The sequence below is a fragment of the Methylomonas sp. HW2-6 genome (genome assembly GCF_052474525.1).
Genome location: NZ_CP184124.1, coordinates 1,749,961 through 1,770,123, shown reverse-complemented (window position 1 = coordinate 1,770,123; position 20,163 = coordinate 1,749,961). Strand labels below are relative to the sequence as shown.

Sequence of the window (20,163 nt, the reverse complement as noted above, 5' to 3'; positions counted from 1 at the left end):
CATCATGGACAATCACAGCAATTTGATCAAAATGGCTAACAACATTGGCGCCTTTTTTAAATCCGAACCGGAGCACGATGTGGCCGTAGCCGGCGTCGAACAGCACATCCGCAATTTCTGGGAGCCCAGAATGCGCAAGCAAATCGTCGAATACATCCAGCACGGCGGCAACGAATTGCTCGACATCGTCGCCGAAGCCGTCAAACGCATCGCCCAAAAGCCCTGAGCCAAGGCAACCGTTTTTTCCGATCAAAGGATAGGTCTCGGCTTACGCCCCTATCCTCCAACCTCCAACGACTTCAGAACCTGCCGGAAACGCTAGGCTTATTCCCAGCCTACATCGCTTTTGCTGGGCAACCAATTCCAACGCTGTATGGATTCTCCCACGGAGGACCGCTCATCGTTATACACAAGTGCCGTCATGCCCGCAGGACGCGGGCATCCAGTGCCATGGATGGTAGCTTCGAGCTATCCTTGCAGCCTGGATTCCGGCAATCCCTGCCGGAATGACGGTTACAAACAAAGATGTATAGACGCCTAGCGGTGGACCGAGGGACCGAGGGACCCAGGAACACCGGGAAGTCGGGACGGTTTTCCTCCCCTGATGACGCGCCGAGCACCGGAGGATTTGGCGAGAAATTGCCCGTAGGGGAGCAGCAGGGATGCCGCTCGTTTTCGGAGGGCTAGGACAGCCCTTCCGAAAACCCTCGCCAAATCCGCAGGAGCGCAGGACCAACGCGGCATGGGGTGGCCTTTTCTTTGGATACTTTCTTTTGGCCACGCAAAAGAAAGTATCGCGGTTGTCGGTCCGCGAACCGACATTCAAAGGAACCGTCGCGTTAGCGACACAAGACACGAAGGCCTATTTACCGCGTGGGCACAAAATGCCGTGCCCACCCTTATATCTCGATTCTGACCGAAAAAAGAGGCAGAATCCCCGACTGATCATCGGGAGGGCGATGGAGAAGACGTGCCCACCCTGAGGCTTTAAAGCCTGCCTTGTAGATAGTTCTCTCCATCGCCCGCACTCACTTTAAAGTTCGAACGGTATTCTAAGGGCTTGGTTAACCTTGACCCTGTATGCATAAGGCTGAACTTTGCGAGTGTCCATTCTGATCCAGCGTTCGATTTTTGTTATTTCAGTTAGGTAGCGATCATGACTTCCATTATCATTGGCATCGATATTGCCAAGCTTAAATTCGACGTGGCCCGGCTCGCCGAAGGCAAATACAAGCATGCTAAGTTTGCCAACAATCCCGAGGGCTTTGCCGCGTTTGCCGTCTGGCTAGACGGCTTTGGCGACACCGACCCGCGTCTTTGCATGGAAGCCACTGGCGCTTACGGCCTACCCCTGGCAGAGTTTCTCGCCGACCGAGCCTACTTCGTCAGCGTGGTCAATCCTGCTCAAATTCATGCCTTCGGAAAAAGCGAACTCAGTCGCGCCAAAACCGATAAAGCCGATGCCAAGCTGATTGCCCGCTATGCCCTGCAAGCCGACCCGGTCGCCTGGAAACCACTACCCGCAAATCTGCGCCAGTTGCACGCCCTCACGCGTCGCTTAGAGCACTTGGGGGAAATGCAGCGCATGGAGCAGAACCGGTTGGAGACGGCTGACACCACCATCGTCCCTTCCATCAACACGGTGCTGGCGACATTGGCGGCCGAACTAAAGGCCACCCGTCAAGCCATCCAGGACCATATCGACAAGAATCCCGATCTCAAACAGCAAAGCGACCTGTTGACCTCCATTCCGGGGATCGGCCCCGCGACGACCGCCTATTTGCTCGTGGCTCTAAGCCCTCATCACGGCTACGTCAATGCCAAACAAATCGTGGCCCAAGCCGGACTCGCGCCCGCCATCCGTCAGTCAGGACAATGGCAAGGCAAAACCTGTATTGCCAAGACCGGTGACGCTCGGTTGCGCAAAGCGCTCTATCTACCCGCTTTGGTCGCCTGGCAACATAATCCAGCCATCCGCGTCCCATGCGAACGGCTCAAAGCCAACGGCAAAAACGGCAAGCTCATCGTCTGCGCCGCCATGCGTAAGCTCATTCATCTGGCTTTCGCTATCTTGAAATCCGGTAAACCTTTTGATCCTAATTTTTCCATTGCATGAGCGGGTTTAAGACGGTATCTACTCGACTTCAGAACCTGCCGGAAACGCTAGGCTTATTCCAGCCTACATCGCTTTTGCTGGGCAACCAATTCCAACGCTGTATGGATTCTCGCTCATCGTTATACACAAGTGCCGTCATGCCCGCAGGACGCGGGCATCCAGTGCCATGGATGGTAGCTTCAAGCTATCCTTGCAGCATGGATTCCGGCAATCCCTGCCGGAATGACGGTTACAAACAAAGATGTGTAGACGGCTAGCGGTGGACCGAGGGAACCAGGAACACCGGGAAGTCGGGCCGGTTTTCCACCCCTGATGACGCGCCGAGCACCGGAGGATTTGGCGAGAAATTGCTTCTGCATTTTCGGCATTCGCCACATCCATGTGGCTCGCCAAACAAAAGAAAGTATCGCGGTTGTCGGTCCGCGAACCGACATTCAAAGCAACCGTCGCGTTAGCGACACAAGACACGAAGGCCTATTTACCGCGTGGGCACAAAATGCCGTGCCCACCCTCGGCTTCGACACTGCGCTAATGCCCAGTGAGAATTTTAATGCCAAAGCCGGTAGCCCCGCCCATGGCAAGAAGGAGGACGAACATTCCGCCAGCTTTAAGGAGTTTCACCCGGTAGATATTTCCCTCTTCAGTGAAAAAGGACGAGAAGAATATTGAGTAAGGAACGTATCTTCCCCACTGGCGATCAGGGCGGAACCGAGCCATGGTTTTGAACATGTAGTACGCGGCGAAACCCCAACTAATGACGCCGCCCACCCAACAAAGAATGAATGGAGCGAGGATCAAGTAGCCAATCAGGGGCAGATCATCCATGGAATTTAAGAGGCCTAACTAGCTATTAAACGGTTAACCGCATATTTACGAGCAACCGCTCCTCGCACATGTATATCATCAATTACCCACCATATCCCGATTAAGCTCTAATTCGCACGAACATCAAGGTCCGGACTAGGCGGCCACTTTGCGATCAGAAAGCCTGCCACCCGAAGTGCCGGATGGCAGGCAATTCCCAAACGGCCAGATAACGCCCCTATTCCGCCAAACTCACCGGCTGCACCTCAGCCGGCAACTGGGTACCCAGATATTTGTTCAACTGGCCTTTGCTCGCCAGAATCCGGTATTGCGAGAACAACTCGTCGTACTTGGCATTGATTAGCGAACTTTTGGCGATGTACATTTCGTTGAAGGTATCGAGCAAGTCCAACAAGGTGCGCTGGCCGATGTTGAATTGCTGCTGGTAGGCGGTAATGGTTTTTTCAGCAGACTCGGCATGCTGTTTGAAAAAATCCATCTGGCTTTTCACGGTCTCGTACGCCACCCACGACAAGCGCATGCTTTCCACCACTTGCCGATGGGTGTTATCGCGGATGTCCTTGGCCTGATTGATTAATTGCGCGGTTTGTTCGCGGCGGGCGATGTCCTTGCCGCCGTTGAAGATGTTGTAGCGCATGCGCAGCATTGCCGTCATGTCGGAGTTGGTGCCGCGAATACCGTCCAGATTGTAGTTATGGCTGACGCCGGTCTCGATATCGAAGCGCGGGAAATACGGCGCCTTCGCGGTTTCGTGTTGAGCGAAGGCCGATTCGATATCGGAGTTGGCCGATTTCAAAATCGGATGTTCGGCCAGGGCTTCGTCGATGGCTTGCTCCATCGTCGCCGGCAACGCCGCGGTCGGCGCAGCCACCGGCTCGACCGCATCCGGCAGGATGCCGATCACCCGTTGAAAGCCGGTTTCGGCGTCTCTCAGATTACCGGTTTCGGACCAGACATTTTTTTCGGCCAATGCCACCCGGCCCATGGATTGGTCGACGTCGGCGCGTTTACCGACGCCGCGCTCGCTGCGCAATTTGATCTGCTCGTTGGTGCGCAAATGCAATTGCAGGTTGTCCTTGGCCAGATTCAGTAGTTCCTGGCGACGCAATACTTTCAAATAAGCTTCGACGCCTTCCAGCGCGGTGATTTCGGATTGGCCAAATACGGTATAAGCACGCGAATCGGTGCGCTTTTCCTGACGTTCGACTTCGTTCGGCGTCGCCAAGCCGTCGAACAGCATTTGCCTGACTTGAATCGCGCCTTCTTCGCGATGGTAAAACACTGAGCCGTCGCCGCGGCCGCGGGTGGTCGGATTGTTGGACTCCTCCCAGCCGATGCCGGCTGTCACATCGACGGTGGGAAAGTAGCCAGCCCTAGCCTGGTCGATTTCCTCTTCGACCGCACGCCGTTCCGACTTGGCAGCCTGGATTTTCGGGTTATCGTCCAGAACTTTTTGTATTGATTGCTGCAAGCTCAATGCGTGACTCGCAGTTACACAACCCATCTGCATGGCTACGCCGATGCCAATTCCCAAAGCAAATTTCATGACGTTCCTCTCTGATATTGATCGATCTCTTTCAACAATATGGCCAAGCGCAATCTATCGTCGACTTCCAGTTTCCTAAAAATCGAAGATAAATGGGCTTTCACCGTCCGTTCCGATATATTCAACGCCAACGCGATGCGTTTATTGCTTTCGCCCTGGCGTATCATATTTGCCACTTCCAATTCGCGGGCCGACAACGCGGCCAGCATCTGCAGTTTTCGATCGCAATCCACCGTACTGGCGGGTGCCGACTGCATTCGCCGCGCCCCGGTCAGAGCGCCGATCACTTTCGGTACCAGCGCCCGGCGGATCCAGATGTCGCCAGCCAGGATGCTGGCAACCGCCCGCGCCAACAGAGCAGGCGCCTCCGCCTGCTCGCAATAACCGGCTGCACCGTTGATCAAAATGTTGATTTGCTTCTCTTCCGGCCAGTCGGAACCAATCACCAAGAAGCGGGTCCGTTTATTGGCAAAAACCGTCAGCAGGCTGGCGTCCTCGTCCAGCTTTTTGGCATCGAAGATGACGGCGTCGGCTTGAAAATCGCTGCGAATGCTGTGGAGCATACTGACACTGTACTCAGCCAGTAACGCATGCGTCCATTGCGCGGTCAACTGAGGGTTATTGGAATAAATCAGTATGTTAGCCACAGTGAGTAGTATGAATATCGTCTAAAGTTATCGTTCTCTGAAGGCCCGATCTCTGGCTTTCAATATCGGTTTCAACAGGTAGTCCAGTACGGTTTTCTTGCCGGTCAAAATATCGACTTCCGCCGTCATCCCGGCAATGATATCAAGACGTTGGCCGTTTTTTTCCAGATAATTCCTTGCCGTCCGCAAGCGGATCAAGTAATAGTTTTCCTCGTCCTTGCGCTCACCCGGAATACTGTCGGCGCTGATATGCTCCAACGTCGCATCCAGACCGCCGTATATCGAAAAATCGTACGCGCTTAGTTTTACCACAGCTGGTTGTCCGGGGTGAAGAAAAGCAATATCGGCCGGGCGGATTTTGGCTTCGATCAGGAGCTGGTCTTCCACCGGCACGATTTCCAGCAAATCCATGCCGGGCTGGATCACGCCACCGACCGTCGCCACTTTGATGCGCTTGACGGTGCCCTTCACCGGCGACAACACCCGGGTGCGGCTGACGCGGTCTTCCAGCGCCACTGCCGATTCCGACGTGCGGTCCAGTTCGGCCTTGACTTCGTTCAGCTCCTTCAACGCTTCGGTGCGGTAGCGGATTTTGATTTCCGCCAGTTTATTGCGCGCTTCGTCCAACGACGAACGCAAGCGCGGTATCGCCAGATTGGCCGAATTCAAATCGCCCTTCAAATCGTTGGCGGCGCGCTGCAGCCTGAGCAATTCCACTTGCGACATGGCGCCGTCGGCCACCAACGGCTCCGACATTTTTACCTCGTCCTGCAATAAGTGGTAGCTGCGAGCCAATTGCTCGCTCTTCGATTGCAGCTCGACAATTTCCTGCTCTTTTTGCCGGACTTGCTCGGCAAGGATATCGCTGTTGGATTTGAGTTCGTTCTGCCGCGACAGCAGCAATTGCTTGGCGTTTTCGACAATCTGCGGCGCATGCTTTGCCACATCGGCCGGAATCTGCAGCGGCGTGCCGTTGATTTCGGCATTCAGCCGAGCGGTGGCGGCCAGCAGCTCGTAATATTTCAGTTTGGTTTCCTTGAACGACGAGGCGAATCTGACTTCGTCCAATTGCAGCAGCACCTGGTCTTTTTCCACCAGTTGTCCTTCCTGCACCAGAATGTCGGAAACGATGCCGCCCTCCAGATTCTGCACCACCTGAACCTGGCTGGAGGGAATGGTTTTTCCCTGGCCGCGGGTCACTTCGTCGATAGGAGCACACCCGGCCCAGATTAAGGCGATCGCCACAAAAGCCAGCGTCAGCCACAAAATCAGGTGACCTTGCAGCGGCACTTCGTACAGATTGGCCGCGTTGACGTCGTTCAGAAAATTCTGATCTTCGGCGCGGTAACGCTTGGCAGCCCGCCATGCGGCGATCTTCCGCAACAGCGTCATGCCGCAACCTTGATCTGGCCCTGGCGCAAGGCTTCCAGCACATGATCTTTCGGACCGTCAGCCACGATATGGCCGCCATCCATTACGATCAGCCGGTCGACCAAGCTCAACAGCGACATGCGATGCGTGACCAAAATCAGCGTCTGGCCTTGGAGCTCGGCGGCAAAACGCTGTTTGAAACCTTCCTCGCTACTGTTGTCCATCGCATTGGTCGGTTCGTCCAATACGAAAATCGGCGGCGACAACACCAGCGCTCTGGCCAATGCGATGCTCTGGCGCTGGCCGCCGGATAAATTGGCACCACCTTCGCCGACCTGCAAATCGAAACCGGCCGGATGTTTGTTCACGAACGCGTCTACGCCAGCAATCCGCGCCGCTCGCAACACTTGTTGGTCGTCGGCGAAACCGGAACCGAGCGTGATATTGTCTTTGACGCTGCCGTAGAGTAACGAAATATCCTGCGGCACATAACCGATCTGGCGGCGCAAGTCGGCCGGATCGAGTTGGCGAATATCGGTGCCGTCGATCAATACCGCCCCCTGCCGGACCTGGTAAAGGCCTAGGATCAGGCGCTCCAGCGTACTCTTGCCGGAGCCGATACGGCCGATGACGCCGACCCGTTCGCCGGCTTTAATTTTGAACGAGACGCCTTCCAGTGCGTTGACCGGCTGCTGCGGGTAATTGAACACCACGTTTTTGAATTCGATATCGCCGGCAAAGCGCGGCCGATGCAAATAGTCGCGCCCGGCTTCACGTTCGACCGGCAAGGCCATCATCCGGGTCAAGGAATCCAGCGCCGCACGCGCCTGATGATAGCGGGTCAACAGTGCCGCGACCTGGCCGACCGGCGCCAAAGCGCGCGAGGTCAACATCGTGCACGCTACCAGCCCGCCGGTGGTCAAATCGCCGTCGGCAATCAGGTAAACGCCGGCCACAACCATCATCACCGAGGCCAATTGCTGAAAGAATGCGGTTAAGTTGACCGCCAATCCTGAGTAGAACCGCGACTTCAAACCCAAGCGTGCGATCTCGCCGATGCCTTTTTCCCAACGCGCCTGCAACTGACCTTCGGCGCCGGCGGCTTTGATCGTCTCCAGATTGGTAAGCGCTTCGACCAGCGTGGCGTTTTTCTCGGCGCCAGCTTTAAACAGGGCTTGAATCGTAGCCTTCAACGGTGCTTGCAAGGTGACGCCGATCAACACCGCCAGCGGCAATATGCCGAACGGAATCCAAGCCAGATGGCCGCCGATGCTGGAGATAATCAACAAAAACAGTACCAGAAACGGCAGATCGATCAGGGTTGCGAGGGTCGCCGAGGTTAAAAATTCGCGAAACGACTCGAATTCGCTCAGATTATTGGCAAAACCGCCGACCGAGGCCGGCTTGGCCTCCATCCGTAACCCCATCAGTTTCTCGAAAATAGTCGCGGACAGGATGATATCGGCCCGCTTGCCGGCCGAATCTATAAAGTAGCTGCGGAGCAATTTCATCGCCAATTCGAAGCCGAATACAATCAAAATACCGATCGCCAGCACCCACAGAGTCTCCAAGGCGCGGTTCGGTACCACCCGATCGTAAACGTTCATAAAAAACAGCGGCGTCGCTAACGCGAACAGATTCACCAATAACGACGCCGCCACCACTTCAGCGTAAATCGGCCAGGACTTGGCGATAACATCCCAAAACCAATGCTTGGCTTTTGGCAGCGCGGATTCCTCGCTTCTGGCATCGAAGCGGTGGTTAAGTTGCACGAAGAACGCCATACCGCTGTACAAGGCCTCCAGTTCGCCGGCATCGACGATTTTTTCGCCGCTTTCGGTTTCCGGCACGACGACGCTACAGCGATCGCCTTCCCTGCCAACCAGAACGCAGGTGTTGCCGTCCTTCAGCAACAGTACGACCGGCAATACCAGATTGGAAATCCGCGCCAAAGGTCTACGCAGCAGGCTGCTGCGCAAGCCGGCGCGCTCGGCGGCACGTTGGAACAATTCCGGAGTGAGTTTATGATTCTGCAACGGCAAACCCGCCACCAGCGCAGTCTCGGTTTGCGGAATATGCAGAATTTTGCAGACCGAGAGCAGTGCCAGCAATAGCGGATCGTCAAACTTGGGATTGGCAGGTCCTACACTCTGCAGGCTATCGGGCATCGGGTTATTGGGTCGGTAGTGATTATTTTTATAGTGGAACCGGTCCGGCTTCGGCTCCAGATTATAAATTGATTAAGATCACATTCCTACCAACACTTGTACCCAAGTCCAATTTACTTTGAAATTTACAGATCTCCAGCGTCGTCGCAGCCGATCAACTCCCTCACTAACGCCGTAGCATAACTGCCGGCCGGCAGCGAAAAAACTAACCGCAGGCCCTCGCTTTCCCAGTTCCAGCGCAGTTCGCCCGGTATCACCCGCAATGCCCGACGGTCGGCGGCATCCGCATGATCTCGCAAGCCCTCGACCAATAGCGGATTATTGTTTAAAACCGATTGTTCTATTTCGCCGGCATCGGCCACGGCAAACAAGCCGGATTTGCCGTACAGCACGGCGGTCGGATGAATCTCGCCGGCCACCACCCGCGCTGACAGGCCGGCATCCGCCGCTTCGTCGGCAAACACGCTATTGCTTGCCGCCAGCTTGAACACATCACCGGCTAAAGCGCGGTTCCAGCAGCCTTGGCGGACGCGCTCGGCCAGGATCAGATTGAACAAATAGGAACGGGCAGCGGACAGATAGATCGATGCTTGCTCGCGTTTAATTTTGGCGCCGGCGAACAGCGCCAGAGCTTTCTCGAGGTTGCGCCCTTGGTGGCCGAAGCGTTGCGGGCCGAAGTAATTGGGGAAGCCATGCGCTTGGATCTGTCGCAGTTGGGATTCGGTTTGCGTGCGGTCGCCCTGCCAGTTGCGGAGCAGAATTTCGAAACGGTTGCCGACCAACACGCCGCGCTTCAGTTTGCGCGGATGGCGAACCGCTTGCAGGACTGTTAGCGTTTCCGATTCGACCGCCGACCAATCGGGATCGTCTTTGCCCGGTAGCCAGACACTGAACCATTGCCGGGTGCGGCCATGGCGATCTTTCAGGCCGGCGTAGCCGATGTCGCGTTGCCTGACCCCAGCATGGCGGGCTAACAGGCGGGCGATGTATTCGGTGTTTTCGCCGATTTTTTCGATGTAAAGGAAAACGTGCTCGCCGCTGCCTTCCGGTTCGAAGCCAAGGATTTCTTCGACGATGAAGTCGTCGGGAGTGGTTTTGATTTCGCCAATGCCGGATGGGCCGCCGTGGGCGTATGGCCCGCAAATTAAATCAAAACCGCTTGATTCCAAATTTAACGGCAAGCGGCTCAGAAAAAACGTTCCTTATAGTCAAAAAGAGGCTGGACGGGATGACCGATAATTTGGTCAGCAAGAGAATGATTGTTATCCGACGGTGCCAACAATACGCGCAGTGACGCCGCATCGATAATGCCAAAGTTGTCCAAATCATGGCATCCGGAACCACCGCAATAATTTTGGAAAACGATGTACGAACGTTGATCTTTTCCTTTTAGACAAGCGGCAAAAAAGTACTCGGCTGCTTTTGGACCGTCGACCGTGTTGTCAAAAACCAAACGAATTGATTCTTTCCCGGAGCTGGCGGAGAGGACTATTTTAGATAAGGCTAACTTGGCATCCGGAAATCTCTCTGCGCTTACTTCGACAGAAGCCCCACCACATAACGTTTTGGCGAATTTTTCGTCTGCCAACGCTGAATATGAGAGGCAGATTGCCGTCAATCCAACAAAAGCCAATTTCAAATTAGGGAGACAAATCCGGTTCCGCATCAAATTCCGCCAAGCTTATTTCTCAATAAGCACCACCGCCTGCACCGCGATGCCTTCCTTACGGCCCTCGAAGCCCAGTTTCTCGGTGGTGGTGGCTTTGACGTTGATGAAGTCGATGTCGGTTTCCAGGTCGGCGGCGATGTTGGCGCGCATGGCCGGGACGTGCGGCAGCATTTTCGGCGCCTGGGCGATGATGGTGACGTCGGCGTTGACCAGTTTGTAGCCTTTTTCCTTAACGATGCCGTAAACGTGGCGCAACAACACCCGGCTGTCGGCGCCCTTGAATTCGGGGTCGGTATCCGGAAAATGCTTGCCGATGTCGCCCAGCGTCGCCGCGCCCAGGATAGCATCCGCCAGCGCGTGCAATACCACGTCGCCGTCGGAATGGGCTTCCAGGCCTTTTTCATAAGGAATGGTGACGCCGCCGAGAATGATGTGGTCGCCGTCGTTGAAACGGTGGACATCGTAGCCCATGCCGACTCGGATCATGCTTGTTGCTCCATATAGAATTGCGCCAGGGCCAGATCTTCCGGGCGGGTGATTTTGATGTTGTCGGGGCGGCCTTCGACGATTTTAGGCTTGTAGCCCAGGATTTCCAGCGCGCTGGCTTCGTCGGTCACGGCCGGATTGCCTTCGGTCTGTTGCAGCGCGTCGCGCAGCATGGCGTATTTGAACATTTGCGGCGTCAGCGCCCGCCAGACGTGCTTGCGGTCGATGGTCGCAGTGATGGTATCGCCGTCGACGTGTTTCAGGGTGTCGTGCGAACTCAAGGCCAGGATGCCGCCGACGGCGTCATCTTTCAGGCTGTCGATTTGCAGATGAATATCGGAGGCGGTCAAACACGGCCTCGCGGCATCGTGGACCAACACCCAATCGTCTTCCTCAGCTAGGCCTTGCAACGCTTTCAAAGCCGACAACACCGAATCGGCGCGTTCCTTGCCGCCGGGAGCGGTAATCACGTCGGGATGTTTGGAGATTTCCAGTTCCGGCCAATACGGGTCTTCAACGGAAATCGCCACCGCGACTTTTTGAAACGCGCCGGATGCCAGCAAGCGACTCAAAGTGTGTTCGATGACGGTCTTGCCGGCCAGCGGCAGATATTGTTTGGGGCGATCGGCTTGCATGCGTTTGCCGACTCCGGCTGCAGGCACTACAGCCCAGCATTGGGGAATTTGGTTCATGCGCTATTCCAGCACTTGAAAGAAAGTTTCGTTTTCCTTGATCATGCCCAGTTCGTAGCGGGCGCGTTCTTCGATGGTTTCCAGACCCTTGCGCAAGTCTTTAACCTCGGCATACAAAGTATCGTTACGCTCTTTTTTCTCTTGAGCTTCCTTGGTCAATTCCTCCAACCGCGCGCGATATTCGCGAATTTGCGACAGACTGGCATCGCCGAACCACAACCGGTATTGGAAGTGCAGCGTCAGGACAATGATGACAAGGATCAGAGTTTTGATGGCGTTATCTCGAAAATGTAGGTTGGGTTAACCCTGAGCGGTAGCGAAGGGTGTAACCCAACTTAAAAGCCGACGTGTTGGGTTACGGCTAGCGCGTTATATGCCCTTTGGGTAAACCCAACCTACGCTTTTATTTCAGCATTTTAAATGCGCTACGGCCGGCATAGCGGGCTTTCGCACCCAACTCGTCTTCGATTTTCATCAGACGGTTGTACTTGGCGACGCGGTCGGAGCGGCTCAAGGAACCGGTTTTGATTTGGCCGGTGCCGGTGGCGACAACCAAGTCGGCAATGGTGGTGTCTTCGGTTTCGCCGGAGCGATGAGAAACCACGGCGCTGTAGCCAGCCGCACCAGCCATGTTGATCGCTTCCAGGGTCTCGGTCAGGGTACCGATTTGGTTGACTTTGATCAAAATCGAGTTGGCGATACCTTTTTCGATGCCTTCTTTCAAAATGGCCGGGTTGGTCACAAACAAGTCGTCACCGACCAATTGAATGCGATTACCCAGTTTTTCGGTTTGATATTTCCAACCGTCCCAGTCGTTTTCGTCCAGACCGTCTTCAATCGAAATAATCGGATATTTATCAACCCAGGCGGCCAGGAAATCGACCATCTCGGTGGAAGTAAAGCTGCGGTTTTCGGCGGACAGGAAGTATTTATCGTTTTCGAAATACTCGGAAGCGGCCGCGTCCATACCCAGGTAGATGTCTTGGCCCGCTTTGTAACCGGCTTTTTCGATCGCTTCCAGGATGACTTCGATGGCTTCTTCGTTGGATCGCAGGTTAGGCGCGAAACCGCCTTCGTCGCCGACGGTGGTGGCCAGGCCTTTGCCTTTCAACACTTTGGCCAGGTTATGAAACACTTCGGCGCCGTAACGGATCGCTTCGCGGAAGGTTGGAGCGCCGACCGGCAGAATCATGAATTCTTGCAGGTCGACACTGTTGTCGGCGTGCGAACCGCCGTTGATGATGTTCATCATCGGCACCGGCAGGATGAATTCGCCGGATTTGTTCATGAACTGGTACAACGGTTTGCCGGCTTCTTGCGCGGCAGCGCGGGCGGCGGCCATCGATACGCCCAAGATGGCGTTGGCGCCCAGGTTGCTTTTCGCATTGGTGCCGTCCAGATCGATCATTTTTTGATCCAGCGCCGCTTGATCGTCGGCTTGCATGCCCACGACAGCGTCTTTCAACGCCGTATTGACGTTATTGACGGCTTTCAACACGCCTTTGCCCAGGTAGCGGCTTTTGTCGCCGTCGCGCAATTCGATGGCTTCGCGCTCGCCGGTGGAGGCGCCTGACGGCACCATCGCGCTGCCGACGACGCCGGAATCCAAATACACTTCGGCTTCGACGCTGGGGTTGCCGCGCGAGTCCAGAACTTCTCTAGCTTTTACATCAACGATTCTCATGATCTTTGCTTGCTCCGTGGTAAGGATGGATTAGTTATTAATTTTTTCAGCCTAAGGTGGTTTCGATGAAGGCCTGAGCTTTAACGGCGCGGTCTATGGTCATCAAGGTTTCCAGCAATTCTTTCATCCGGTGCAGCGGCCAGGAGTTGGGACCGTCGCTCAGGGCTTCTTCCGGCTTCGGATGGGTCTCCATGAACAGGCCGGCAACGCCGACCGCCACTGCCGCCCGCGCCAACACCGGCACATGCTCGCGCTGGCCGCCGGAACAACTGCCCTGCCCACCCGGTAACTGCACCGAGTGGGTGGCGTCGAACACCACCGGACAATCAGTGTCGCGCATCACTGCCAACGAACGCATATCGGACACCAGATTGTTGTAACCGAAAGAGACACCGCGCTCGCAGACCATGATCTTGTCGTTACCGGTAGCCTTGGCCTTGGCAACCACATTGCCCATGTCCCAGGGCGCCATGAACTGGCCTTTCTTGATATTGACCGGTATGCCTTGGGCCGCGACACTTTGGATGAAATTGGTTTGCCGGCACAGGAAAGCCGGGGTTTGCATCACGTCGACGACGGCGGCAACTTCGGCCAACGGCGTGTCCTCATGCACGTCGGTCAATACCGGCACATTCAGTTGTTGCTTGACCTTTTCCAGAATCTGCAAGCCAGTTTCCAGGCCCAGGCCGCGGAAACTGCTAATCGACGAGCGATTGGCTTTGTCGAACGAGGATTTGTAAATGAACGGGATGCCGAGCTCGCCGGTGATTTCCTTGAGTTTACCGGCGGTATCCAGCGTCATCTGTTCGCTTTCGATGACGCAAGTGCCGGCGATCAGAAATAACGGTTTGTCGAGTCCGACTTCGAAATTGCAAAGTTGCATGCTTGACCTTGATTAATTGGATGCGGATGAATGCTGTTTGTGCTTGGCGGCCGCTTCGACGAAACCGGAAAACAACGGATGGCCGTTGCGCGGCGTCGAGGTGAATTCAGGATGGAACTGGCAAGCCAGGAACCAAGGGTGGTCGGCCAATTCGACGATCTCGACCAAACGACCGTCCAGCGATTTGCCGGAAAAACGCATGCCGGCGGCTTCCAATTGTTTCAAATACTGGTTGTTGAATTCGTAACGGTGGCGGTGACGCTCGGTGATCACATCCTTCTGATACACATCGAAGGCCAGCGAATCGGACTTCAACCGGCATTTCTGCGCGCCCAGGCGCATGGTGCCGCCGATGTCGGAATCTTCGTCGCGGGTCACCAGTTCACCGGCTTCGTCCATCCATTCGGTAATCAAACCGATCACCGGATGCGGGCTTTTCGGCAAAAATTCGGTACTGTGCGCGCCTTCCAAACCAACCACGTTTCTGGCGAACTCGATCACCGCCGATTGCATGCCCAGGCAGATGCCGAGGTAAGGAATTTTGTGCTCGCGGGCGAAACGCACGGTGGAAATTTTGCCTTCGACGCCACGCTCGCCAAAACCGCCCGGCACCAGAATCGCGTCGACGTCTTTCAATTGCGCCGTGCCTTCCTGCTCGATGGTTTCCGAGTCGATGTATTTGATTTCGACCTTATGCCGGGTATGGATACCGGCGTGCAACAGCGCTTCGTTCAGCGATTTATAGGCGTCGGTGTGGTCGACGTATTTACCGACGATGGCGATTTGCACCTCGTCGGTCGGATGGGTCAGGCCGTCGACGACTTTTTCCCATGCGGTCAAATCGGCCGGTGGCACATCGAGGCGCAACTGATGCACCACCAGGTCGTCCAGGCCTTGTTCGCGCAATAACAGCGGGATGCGATAAATGGTGTCGGCGTCGATCGCCGAAATCACGGCTTTTTCGCTGACGTTGGTGAACAGCGCGATCTTGCGACGCTCGCTGGCCGGAATCGGCTGCTCGGAGCGGCAGATCAGAATGTCCGGCTGGATACCGATCGTGCGCAGTTCCTTGACCGAGTGCTGCGTTGGCTTGGTTTTGAGTTCGCCGGCCGACTTGATGTAGGGCACCAGCGTCAAATGGATGAATACCGCGCGGTCGCGGCCCAATTCCACGCCCATTTGGCGAATGGTTTCCAGGAACGGCAGCGACTCGATGTCGCCGACCGTGCCGCCGACCTCAATGATGCCGATGTCCATGCCTTCGGCACTGGCGAACACCCGGCGTTTGATTTCGTCGGTGATGTGCGGAATGACCTGCACCGTGGCACCAAGGTATTCACCTTTACGTTCGTTACGTAGAACCTGCTCGTAAACCTGGCCGGTGGTGAAGTTGTTTTTCTTGGCCATCGTGGTTTTCAAAAACCGCTCGTAATGGCCCAGGTCGAGGTCGGTCTCGGCGCCGTCCTCGGTGACGAACACTTCGCCGTGCTGGAACGGGCTCATCGTGCCGGGATCGACATTGATGTAAGGATCGAGTTTGGTGATGGTGACTTTCAGGCCGCGATCTTCCAGAATCGCCGCCAGCGATGAAGCGGCAATGCCTTTTCCCAAGGAAGACACCACGCCGCCGGTGATAAAGATGAATTTTGTCATTAAGGATTTGCGCCCTGTTTAGCGAATAGCAGGATCAAAACAAACGACGATTTTAGCAGCTTTGGCCGCAGCTTGCCGCTAAATTAGCCCGATCAATCCAAACAGCACCCAAGCGGAACCCGAAGGCCGACTTTGCTTAACAGGCCGGCAACTCCCGATCATTCCAACTTTGCGCCCGACCGCAAATTCGGCCAGGAGCCGAATGCGAACACCCAAATCATGATGATGTTCACCACCGGCACCAGCAACACTAGCGCCCAACGCCCGTCGAACCCGGCTTTTTGCAAAATGCGATTGCCCAGCCAAAGACAGAAGAGAATGTAGGCCGGCAAAAGGATAAAAAACAATTCCATGGTCACCGCTCCTGTTTCAGGCTAGGCCATCCTTGGAACGCCAACTGCAAGAATACCAACAACAAGCCGAACACCGGCAAAAATACCAACGCAGCCCAAGCCGGATGCAAACCGGCCTTTTTATAAACCACGATGGTCGGGATCGCCACCATCATCCCGACAATCGCACTCTGCAGAACATCCGGAAACATCTCCACCCCCTGGTCAAAAAACGGAATCATCAAGCCAGCGACTGGCCTTCCAATCCACTCGATAACAAGCCGCCTCACCGCTGGCCCAAGCCCATTCCGCGACCCATAAGCCCGCTACCGCCGCCAGACGCCCGTCCATATAGAGCAACGGCCGCTGATCACGTTCCCAGGGCGGAATAGCCGCCTCCTGGTACAACTTCTTCAGACAATGATGCCCAGCACGTCCGGGTAACTTGAGCCTTTCGCCGCCAACTCGAGCCTTTACCGACACTTCGGCTCCGTCCCAATGAGCCTTGGCGACTCCGGAACAGGCTTCCGCCCTGACCAAACCATAGCCGTTTCCCAAATCTAACCGGGCATCCGGTTTCGGCCACAACAAATTACCTGCGAATTTATCCAACTCGGCCGCCGGGATGCAAAACAATTTTTGCCGATAACCGAGGACATGATACCCCTGAATTTGGAGCTGCGGCGCCGATGTTTTACCCTGACGGTTGGCGACTTGCGCCGTCAGCGCATCGATCACTGCGGCACTCGGCGGCTTCAACCCGAATGAGGTCAGCCACTTCCGCAACACAAAGCGGCGCTGCGAGTCACTGAGCCGGCTTAAACCGGCAAGACAGATACTTTTGCTTTCAGGGTCGAGCATTTCCGCCAAAACCGGTCCTACCCAATCCTCTAACATCAGTGAGGCTTCGCCGCAATGCGCGGCCGAACGCGCCACTGTTTTATCCAGCGCCGGCCAGCGCTGCTTCAACAACGGCAGGATTTGATTGCGCAGAAAGTTGCGATCGAAATCGCTGCTTTGGTTACTCGGATCATCCACCCATTGCAGATGATTGGCGCGCGCATAGTCGCAGATATCTTTTTTGGACGCATCCAAAAAAGGCCGCAGCATACGCCCGCGGCCAAATGCCGCATCGACAGGCATGCCAGCCAAGCCGGCCACCCCCGCCCCCCTGAACAATTGCAGCAACAACGTCTCCGCTTGGTCCTCGCGATGTTGCGCCAGCAACAACACGTCGCCCTCCTCCAACAATGGACGCAAAGCCCGGTACCTTGCTTCGCGCGCCGCAGCCTCGGGGCCTTCACCGTTTCGGGCAACGGCGTCGACCTTGACAATTTGAAACGCCACCTGCAATTCCAGGCACTGGCGGCGGCAATGCTCGCCCCACGCATCGGCGCTGGCTTGCAAACCGTGGTTGACATATACGGCGACAATGCGCTCTTGTAGTCCGGCTCCGACTGCGGCCAAATGGAGCAACACATGCGAATCCACGCCGCCGCTATAGGCCACGTAAACCGTTCGACAATCCGGCGGCAATAGCGCAGTGATCAGACCCGGGTCGAGACTAGAGATTTTCGGGTTCATAAAAAAAGGCCGAACGCAGCCGGCCTTTTATCTAAGCTGACGAATGTGGCCGGACTATTTAACCGGCTCTTCAATGTAGGAGCCAAAGCGCATGATCCGCTGGTAGCGTTTTTCCAACATTTGATCCATGTTGGCAGCCGCCTCCTGGTTCAATTCCGCCAAGTGCCTCAATAACGCCTCCTGCAAATTTTCGGCAATCTTCTGAAAATTACGGTGACCGCCGCCGACCGGCTCACGCACCACCTCGTCCAAAAAGCCTTGCTCGCGCACTCGGTCGGAGGTAATGCCCATGGCTTCCGCCGCCAACTGGGCTTTGTCGGCGCTTTTCCATAAAATCGAGGCGCAACCTTCCGGCGAAATGACCGCGTAGGTGCTGTATTCCAGCATCAACAAGCGGTCGCCAACGCCAATCGCCAGCGCGCCGCCGGAGCCGCCTTCGCCGATGACCGTGCAGATGATCGGCGTGCGCAATTTGGACATTTCGAACAGATTGCGGGCAATCGCCTCGCTTTGGCCGCGCTCCTCAGCGCCAATGCCGGGATAGGCGCCCGGAGTGTCGATCAGGCAGATAATCGGCAACTTGAAACGCTCGGCCATCTTCATGACCCGCAAGGCTTTGCGATAACCCTCCGGACGCGGCATGCCGAAGTTGCGATGGATTTTTTCCTTGGTGTCGCGACCTTTTTGGTGGCCGATCACCACCACCGGCTGACCTTCCAGCCGCGCCAAGCCGCAGACGATGGCCTGATCGTCGGCAAACGCCCGGTCACCGTGCAGTTCGTGGAAGTCGGTGAACATCAGATTGACGTAATCTAATGTGTAGGGACGGCCAGGATGGCGGGACAATTGCGAAATCTGCCAGTCGGACAGGTTGCTGAAAATGCTCTCGGTCAGCATTTCGCATTTTTGCTCGAGCTGTTTCAGCGTCTCGGAAATGTCGAAATTATTGTCCAGCTCCACCTTGCGCAGCTCTTCGATTTTGGCTTGCAATTCGGCGATGGGCTGTTCGAAATCTAAGAATTTTAAATCCATGTCAATCCGGCCAGAGAATCAATAAAATGGCCGGCGATTTTAAAGAAAAATGCTGCCATTGCCTATCAGTTTTACCGGATCATGAACCAGACCGCCTTCGACATCAATCCGCACGCGCCGTTGGCCGCCCGCATGCGTCCGACCAATCTGGACCAATACATCGGCCAGCAGCATTTGCTGGCGAAGGGCAAGTCGCTCCGCGCCGCGATTGACCAGGGCGTGCCGCATTCGCTGGTGTTTTGGGGGCCGCCGGGCGTTGGCAAGACCACGCTGGCGAAAATTATCGCCGCCAGCGCCCATTGCCATTTCATCGAACTGTCGGCGGTGATGGCAGGGGTCAAGGAAATCCGCGCCGCGGTGGCGGAGGCCGAGGAGGTCAAGCTCAGCCGGAACCTGAACACCGTGGTGTTTATCGACGAGATCCACCGCTTCTCGAAAAGCCAGCAGGATTCATTGCTGGCGCCGATCGAGAGCGGGGCGATCATCCTGTTCGGCGCCACCACCGAAAATCCGTCGTTCGAACTCAACAACGCGCTGCTATCAAGGCTACGGGTTTACGTGATGCGCAGCATCGAAGATGAGGATTTGGTGGACCTTCTGCACCAAGCGTTGACCGATCCAACCCGCGGTTTGGGTAAGCGCAAACTGGCAATCAGCGACGACGTGCTGACAATGATCGCGAAGGCGGCCGACGGCGACGCCCGTCGCTGCCTTAACATTCTGCAAATTGCCGCCGACCTGGCGGAAACCGTGGACGGCCGGGAAGTCGTCGACCGCGAGGTGATCGGCGAAGTTTTGCAAGGCCATGCGGCTCGTTTCGATAAGGGCGGGGATATTTTCTACGACCAGATTTCCGCGCTGCACAAATCGGTGCGCGGCACCGACCCGGACGCGGCATTGTACTGGTTCTGCCGGATGATAGACGGCGGTTGCGACCCGTTGTACATCGCCCGCCGGGTGGTGCGGATGGCGTCGGAAGACATCGGCAACGCCGACCCGCGCGGCCTGGAACTGGCGCTGAATGCCGCTCACGCCTACGAGCGCCTGGGCAGTCCGGAAGGCGAGTTGTCGCTGGCGCAAGCCATCGTCTATCTAGCCTGTGCGCCGAAAAGCAATGCCGTGTACGTCGCTTATAAGGCGGCAATGGCCGATGCTCGAACCAGCGGCTCGTTGGAGGTGCCGATCCATTTGCGCAATGCGCCAACCAAACTCATGAAAGAACTGGGACACGGCGCCGAGTATCGTTACGCTCACGACGAGAAAAACGCCTATGCCGCCGGCGAAAACTATTTACCGGAACCTTTAAAAGGCAAACGTTATTATTTTCCGGTAGAACGCGGCCTGGAAGTAAAGATAAAAGATAAACTGGAGTTTTTACGGAAGCAATAAAAAACCGGCAGCGGGAACCGGTGATTGCAATACTATCTTCGCAATTGTCCGTACTAGAGTATTTGGCATAAAAAAACTCCCGTACC

The 20,163-nt window shown here is 55.8% G+C and carries 20 protein-coding genes; 4 read left to right on the top strand and 16 right to left on the bottom strand.

The genetic code is table 11. From position 1 onward, the window contains the following. Positions 1 to 4 precede the first annotated feature (4 nt). From ACH518_RS09160 to ACH518_RS09150, 3 genes are all read left to right on the top strand, one after another. Complete coding sequence (locus ACH518_RS09160; protein ID WP_140913036.1) at positions 5 to 226, top strand: formate dehydrogenase subunit delta; 222 nt, start codon at positions 5 to 7, stop codon at positions 224 to 226. 930 nt (positions 227 to 1,156) lie between these two features. Then, positions 1,157 to 2,116 (top strand): IS110 family transposase, encoded by a 960-nt coding sequence (locus ACH518_RS09155; protein WP_445372658.1) that lies wholly within the window; start codon positions 1,157 to 1,159, stop codon positions 2,114 to 2,116. Between the two features lie 312 nt (positions 2,117 to 2,428). After that, the gene (locus tag ACH518_RS09150; RefSeq protein WP_445372657.1) at positions 2,429 to 2,785 is read left to right on the top strand and encodes a hypothetical protein; all 357 of its coding nucleotides are present in this window, start codon (positions 2,429 to 2,431) and stop codon (positions 2,783 to 2,785) included. 373 nt (positions 2,786 to 3,158) lie between these two features. Here ACH518_RS09150 and ACH518_RS09145 read toward each other — a convergent pair whose 3' ends face one another. The 16 genes from ACH518_RS09145 to accA form a co-directional block, all read right to left on the bottom strand. Further along, entirely contained in the window at positions 3,159 to 4,487 is a 1,329-nt protein-coding gene (locus ACH518_RS09145; RefSeq protein ID WP_445372656.1) for a TolC family outer membrane protein, read from the bottom strand. Then, positions 4,484 to 5,134, bottom strand: a complete 651-nt coding sequence (locus ACH518_RS09140; protein WP_278209298.1) for a response regulator transcription factor — start codon at positions 5,132 to 5,134, stop codon at positions 4,484 to 4,486. Before ACH518_RS09140 ends, ACH518_RS09145 begins: the two co-directional genes overlap by 4 nt. Before the next feature lie 27 nt (positions 5,135 to 5,161). Next, on the bottom strand, positions 5,162 to 6,526 hold the full coding sequence (locus ACH518_RS09135; RefSeq protein WP_445372655.1) for an HlyD family type I secretion periplasmic adaptor subunit: 1,365 nt from the start codon (positions 6,524 to 6,526) through the stop codon (positions 5,162 to 5,164). Then, a complete protein-coding gene (locus ACH518_RS09130) occupies positions 6,523 to 8,673 on the bottom strand; it encodes a type I secretion system permease/ATPase (protein ID WP_445372654.1) in 2,151 nt (716 codons plus the stop codon). The genes ACH518_RS09135 and ACH518_RS09130 overlap by 4 nt, the downstream gene beginning before the upstream one ends. 125 nt (positions 8,674 to 8,798) lie before the next feature. Next, positions 8,799 to 9,842, bottom strand: a complete 1,044-nt coding sequence (gene truD / locus ACH518_RS09125) for a tRNA pseudouridine(13) synthase TruD (RefSeq protein ID WP_445372653.1) — start codon at positions 9,840 to 9,842, stop codon at positions 8,799 to 8,801. Positions 9,843 to 9,859: 17 nt separating this feature from the next. Continuing rightward, positions 9,860 to 10,312 carry a hypothetical protein gene (locus ACH518_RS09120; protein WP_140913030.1) on the bottom strand — a complete coding sequence of 151 codons (453 nt, stop codon included), beginning with the start codon at positions 10,310 to 10,312 and terminating at the stop codon, positions 9,860 to 9,862. A 42-nt stretch (positions 10,313 to 10,354) separates the two neighbouring features. Then, entirely contained in the window at positions 10,355 to 10,828 is a 474-nt protein-coding gene (gene ispF / locus ACH518_RS09115; RefSeq protein ID WP_445372652.1) for a 2-C-methyl-D-erythritol 2,4-cyclodiphosphate synthase, read from the bottom strand. Then, positions 10,825 to 11,520, bottom strand: coding sequence for a 2-C-methyl-D-erythritol 4-phosphate cytidylyltransferase (ispD, locus tag ACH518_RS09110; RefSeq protein WP_278209302.1), 696 nt, complete (start codon positions 11,518 to 11,520; stop codon positions 10,825 to 10,827). Before ispD ends, ispF begins: the two co-directional genes overlap by 4 nt. 3 nt (positions 11,521 to 11,523) lie before the next feature. Beyond that, positions 11,524 to 11,757, bottom strand: coding sequence for a septum formation initiator family protein (locus ACH518_RS09105; RefSeq protein WP_445372986.1), 234 nt, complete (start codon positions 11,755 to 11,757; stop codon positions 11,524 to 11,526). A 166-nt stretch (positions 11,758 to 11,923) separates the two neighbouring features. Then, the gene (gene eno, locus ACH518_RS09100) at positions 11,924 to 13,207 is read right to left on the bottom strand and encodes a phosphopyruvate hydratase (RefSeq protein ID WP_445372985.1); all 1,284 of its coding nucleotides are present in this window, start codon (positions 13,205 to 13,207) and stop codon (positions 11,924 to 11,926) included. Between the two features lie 43 nt (positions 13,208 to 13,250). Continuing rightward, positions 13,251 to 14,087, bottom strand: a complete 837-nt coding sequence (kdsA, locus tag ACH518_RS09095) for a 3-deoxy-8-phosphooctulonate synthase (RefSeq protein ID WP_445372651.1) — start codon at positions 14,085 to 14,087, stop codon at positions 13,251 to 13,253. A 12-nt stretch (positions 14,088 to 14,099) separates the two neighbouring features. Continuing rightward, positions 14,100 to 15,740: a CTP synthase gene (locus tag ACH518_RS09090; protein ID WP_278209304.1), complete on the bottom strand. Its 1,641-nt coding sequence runs from the start codon at positions 15,738 to 15,740 to the stop codon at positions 14,100 to 14,102. 158 nt (positions 15,741 to 15,898) lie between these two features. Beyond that, a complete protein-coding gene (locus ACH518_RS09085) occupies positions 15,899 to 16,093 on the bottom strand; it encodes a hypothetical protein (protein ID WP_445372650.1) in 195 nt (64 codons plus the stop codon). A gap of 2 nt (positions 16,094 to 16,095) precedes the next feature. Further along, on the bottom strand, positions 16,096 to 16,314 hold the full coding sequence (locus ACH518_RS09080) for a hypothetical protein (protein ID WP_260839357.1): 219 nt from the start codon (positions 16,312 to 16,314) through the stop codon (positions 16,096 to 16,098). Further along, complete coding sequence (gene tilS / locus ACH518_RS09075) at positions 16,298 to 17,656, bottom strand: tRNA lysidine(34) synthetase TilS (RefSeq protein ID WP_445372649.1); 1,359 nt, start codon at positions 17,654 to 17,656, stop codon at positions 16,298 to 16,300. Before tilS ends, ACH518_RS09080 begins: the two co-directional genes overlap by 17 nt. A 54-nt stretch (positions 17,657 to 17,710) precedes the next feature. Next, positions 17,711 to 18,688 (bottom strand): acetyl-CoA carboxylase carboxyl transferase subunit alpha, encoded by a 978-nt coding sequence (gene accA, locus ACH518_RS09070; RefSeq protein ID WP_140913022.1) that lies wholly within the window; start codon positions 18,686 to 18,688, stop codon positions 17,711 to 17,713. A gap of 81 nt (positions 18,689 to 18,769) precedes the next feature. Here accA and ACH518_RS09065 point away from each other — a divergent pair, with 81 nt between their 5' ends. Beyond that, positions 18,770 to 20,077, top strand: a complete 1,308-nt coding sequence (locus ACH518_RS09065) for a replication-associated recombination protein A (protein WP_445372648.1) — start codon at positions 18,770 to 18,772, stop codon at positions 20,075 to 20,077. Positions 20,078 to 20,163: the final 86 nt, after the last annotated feature.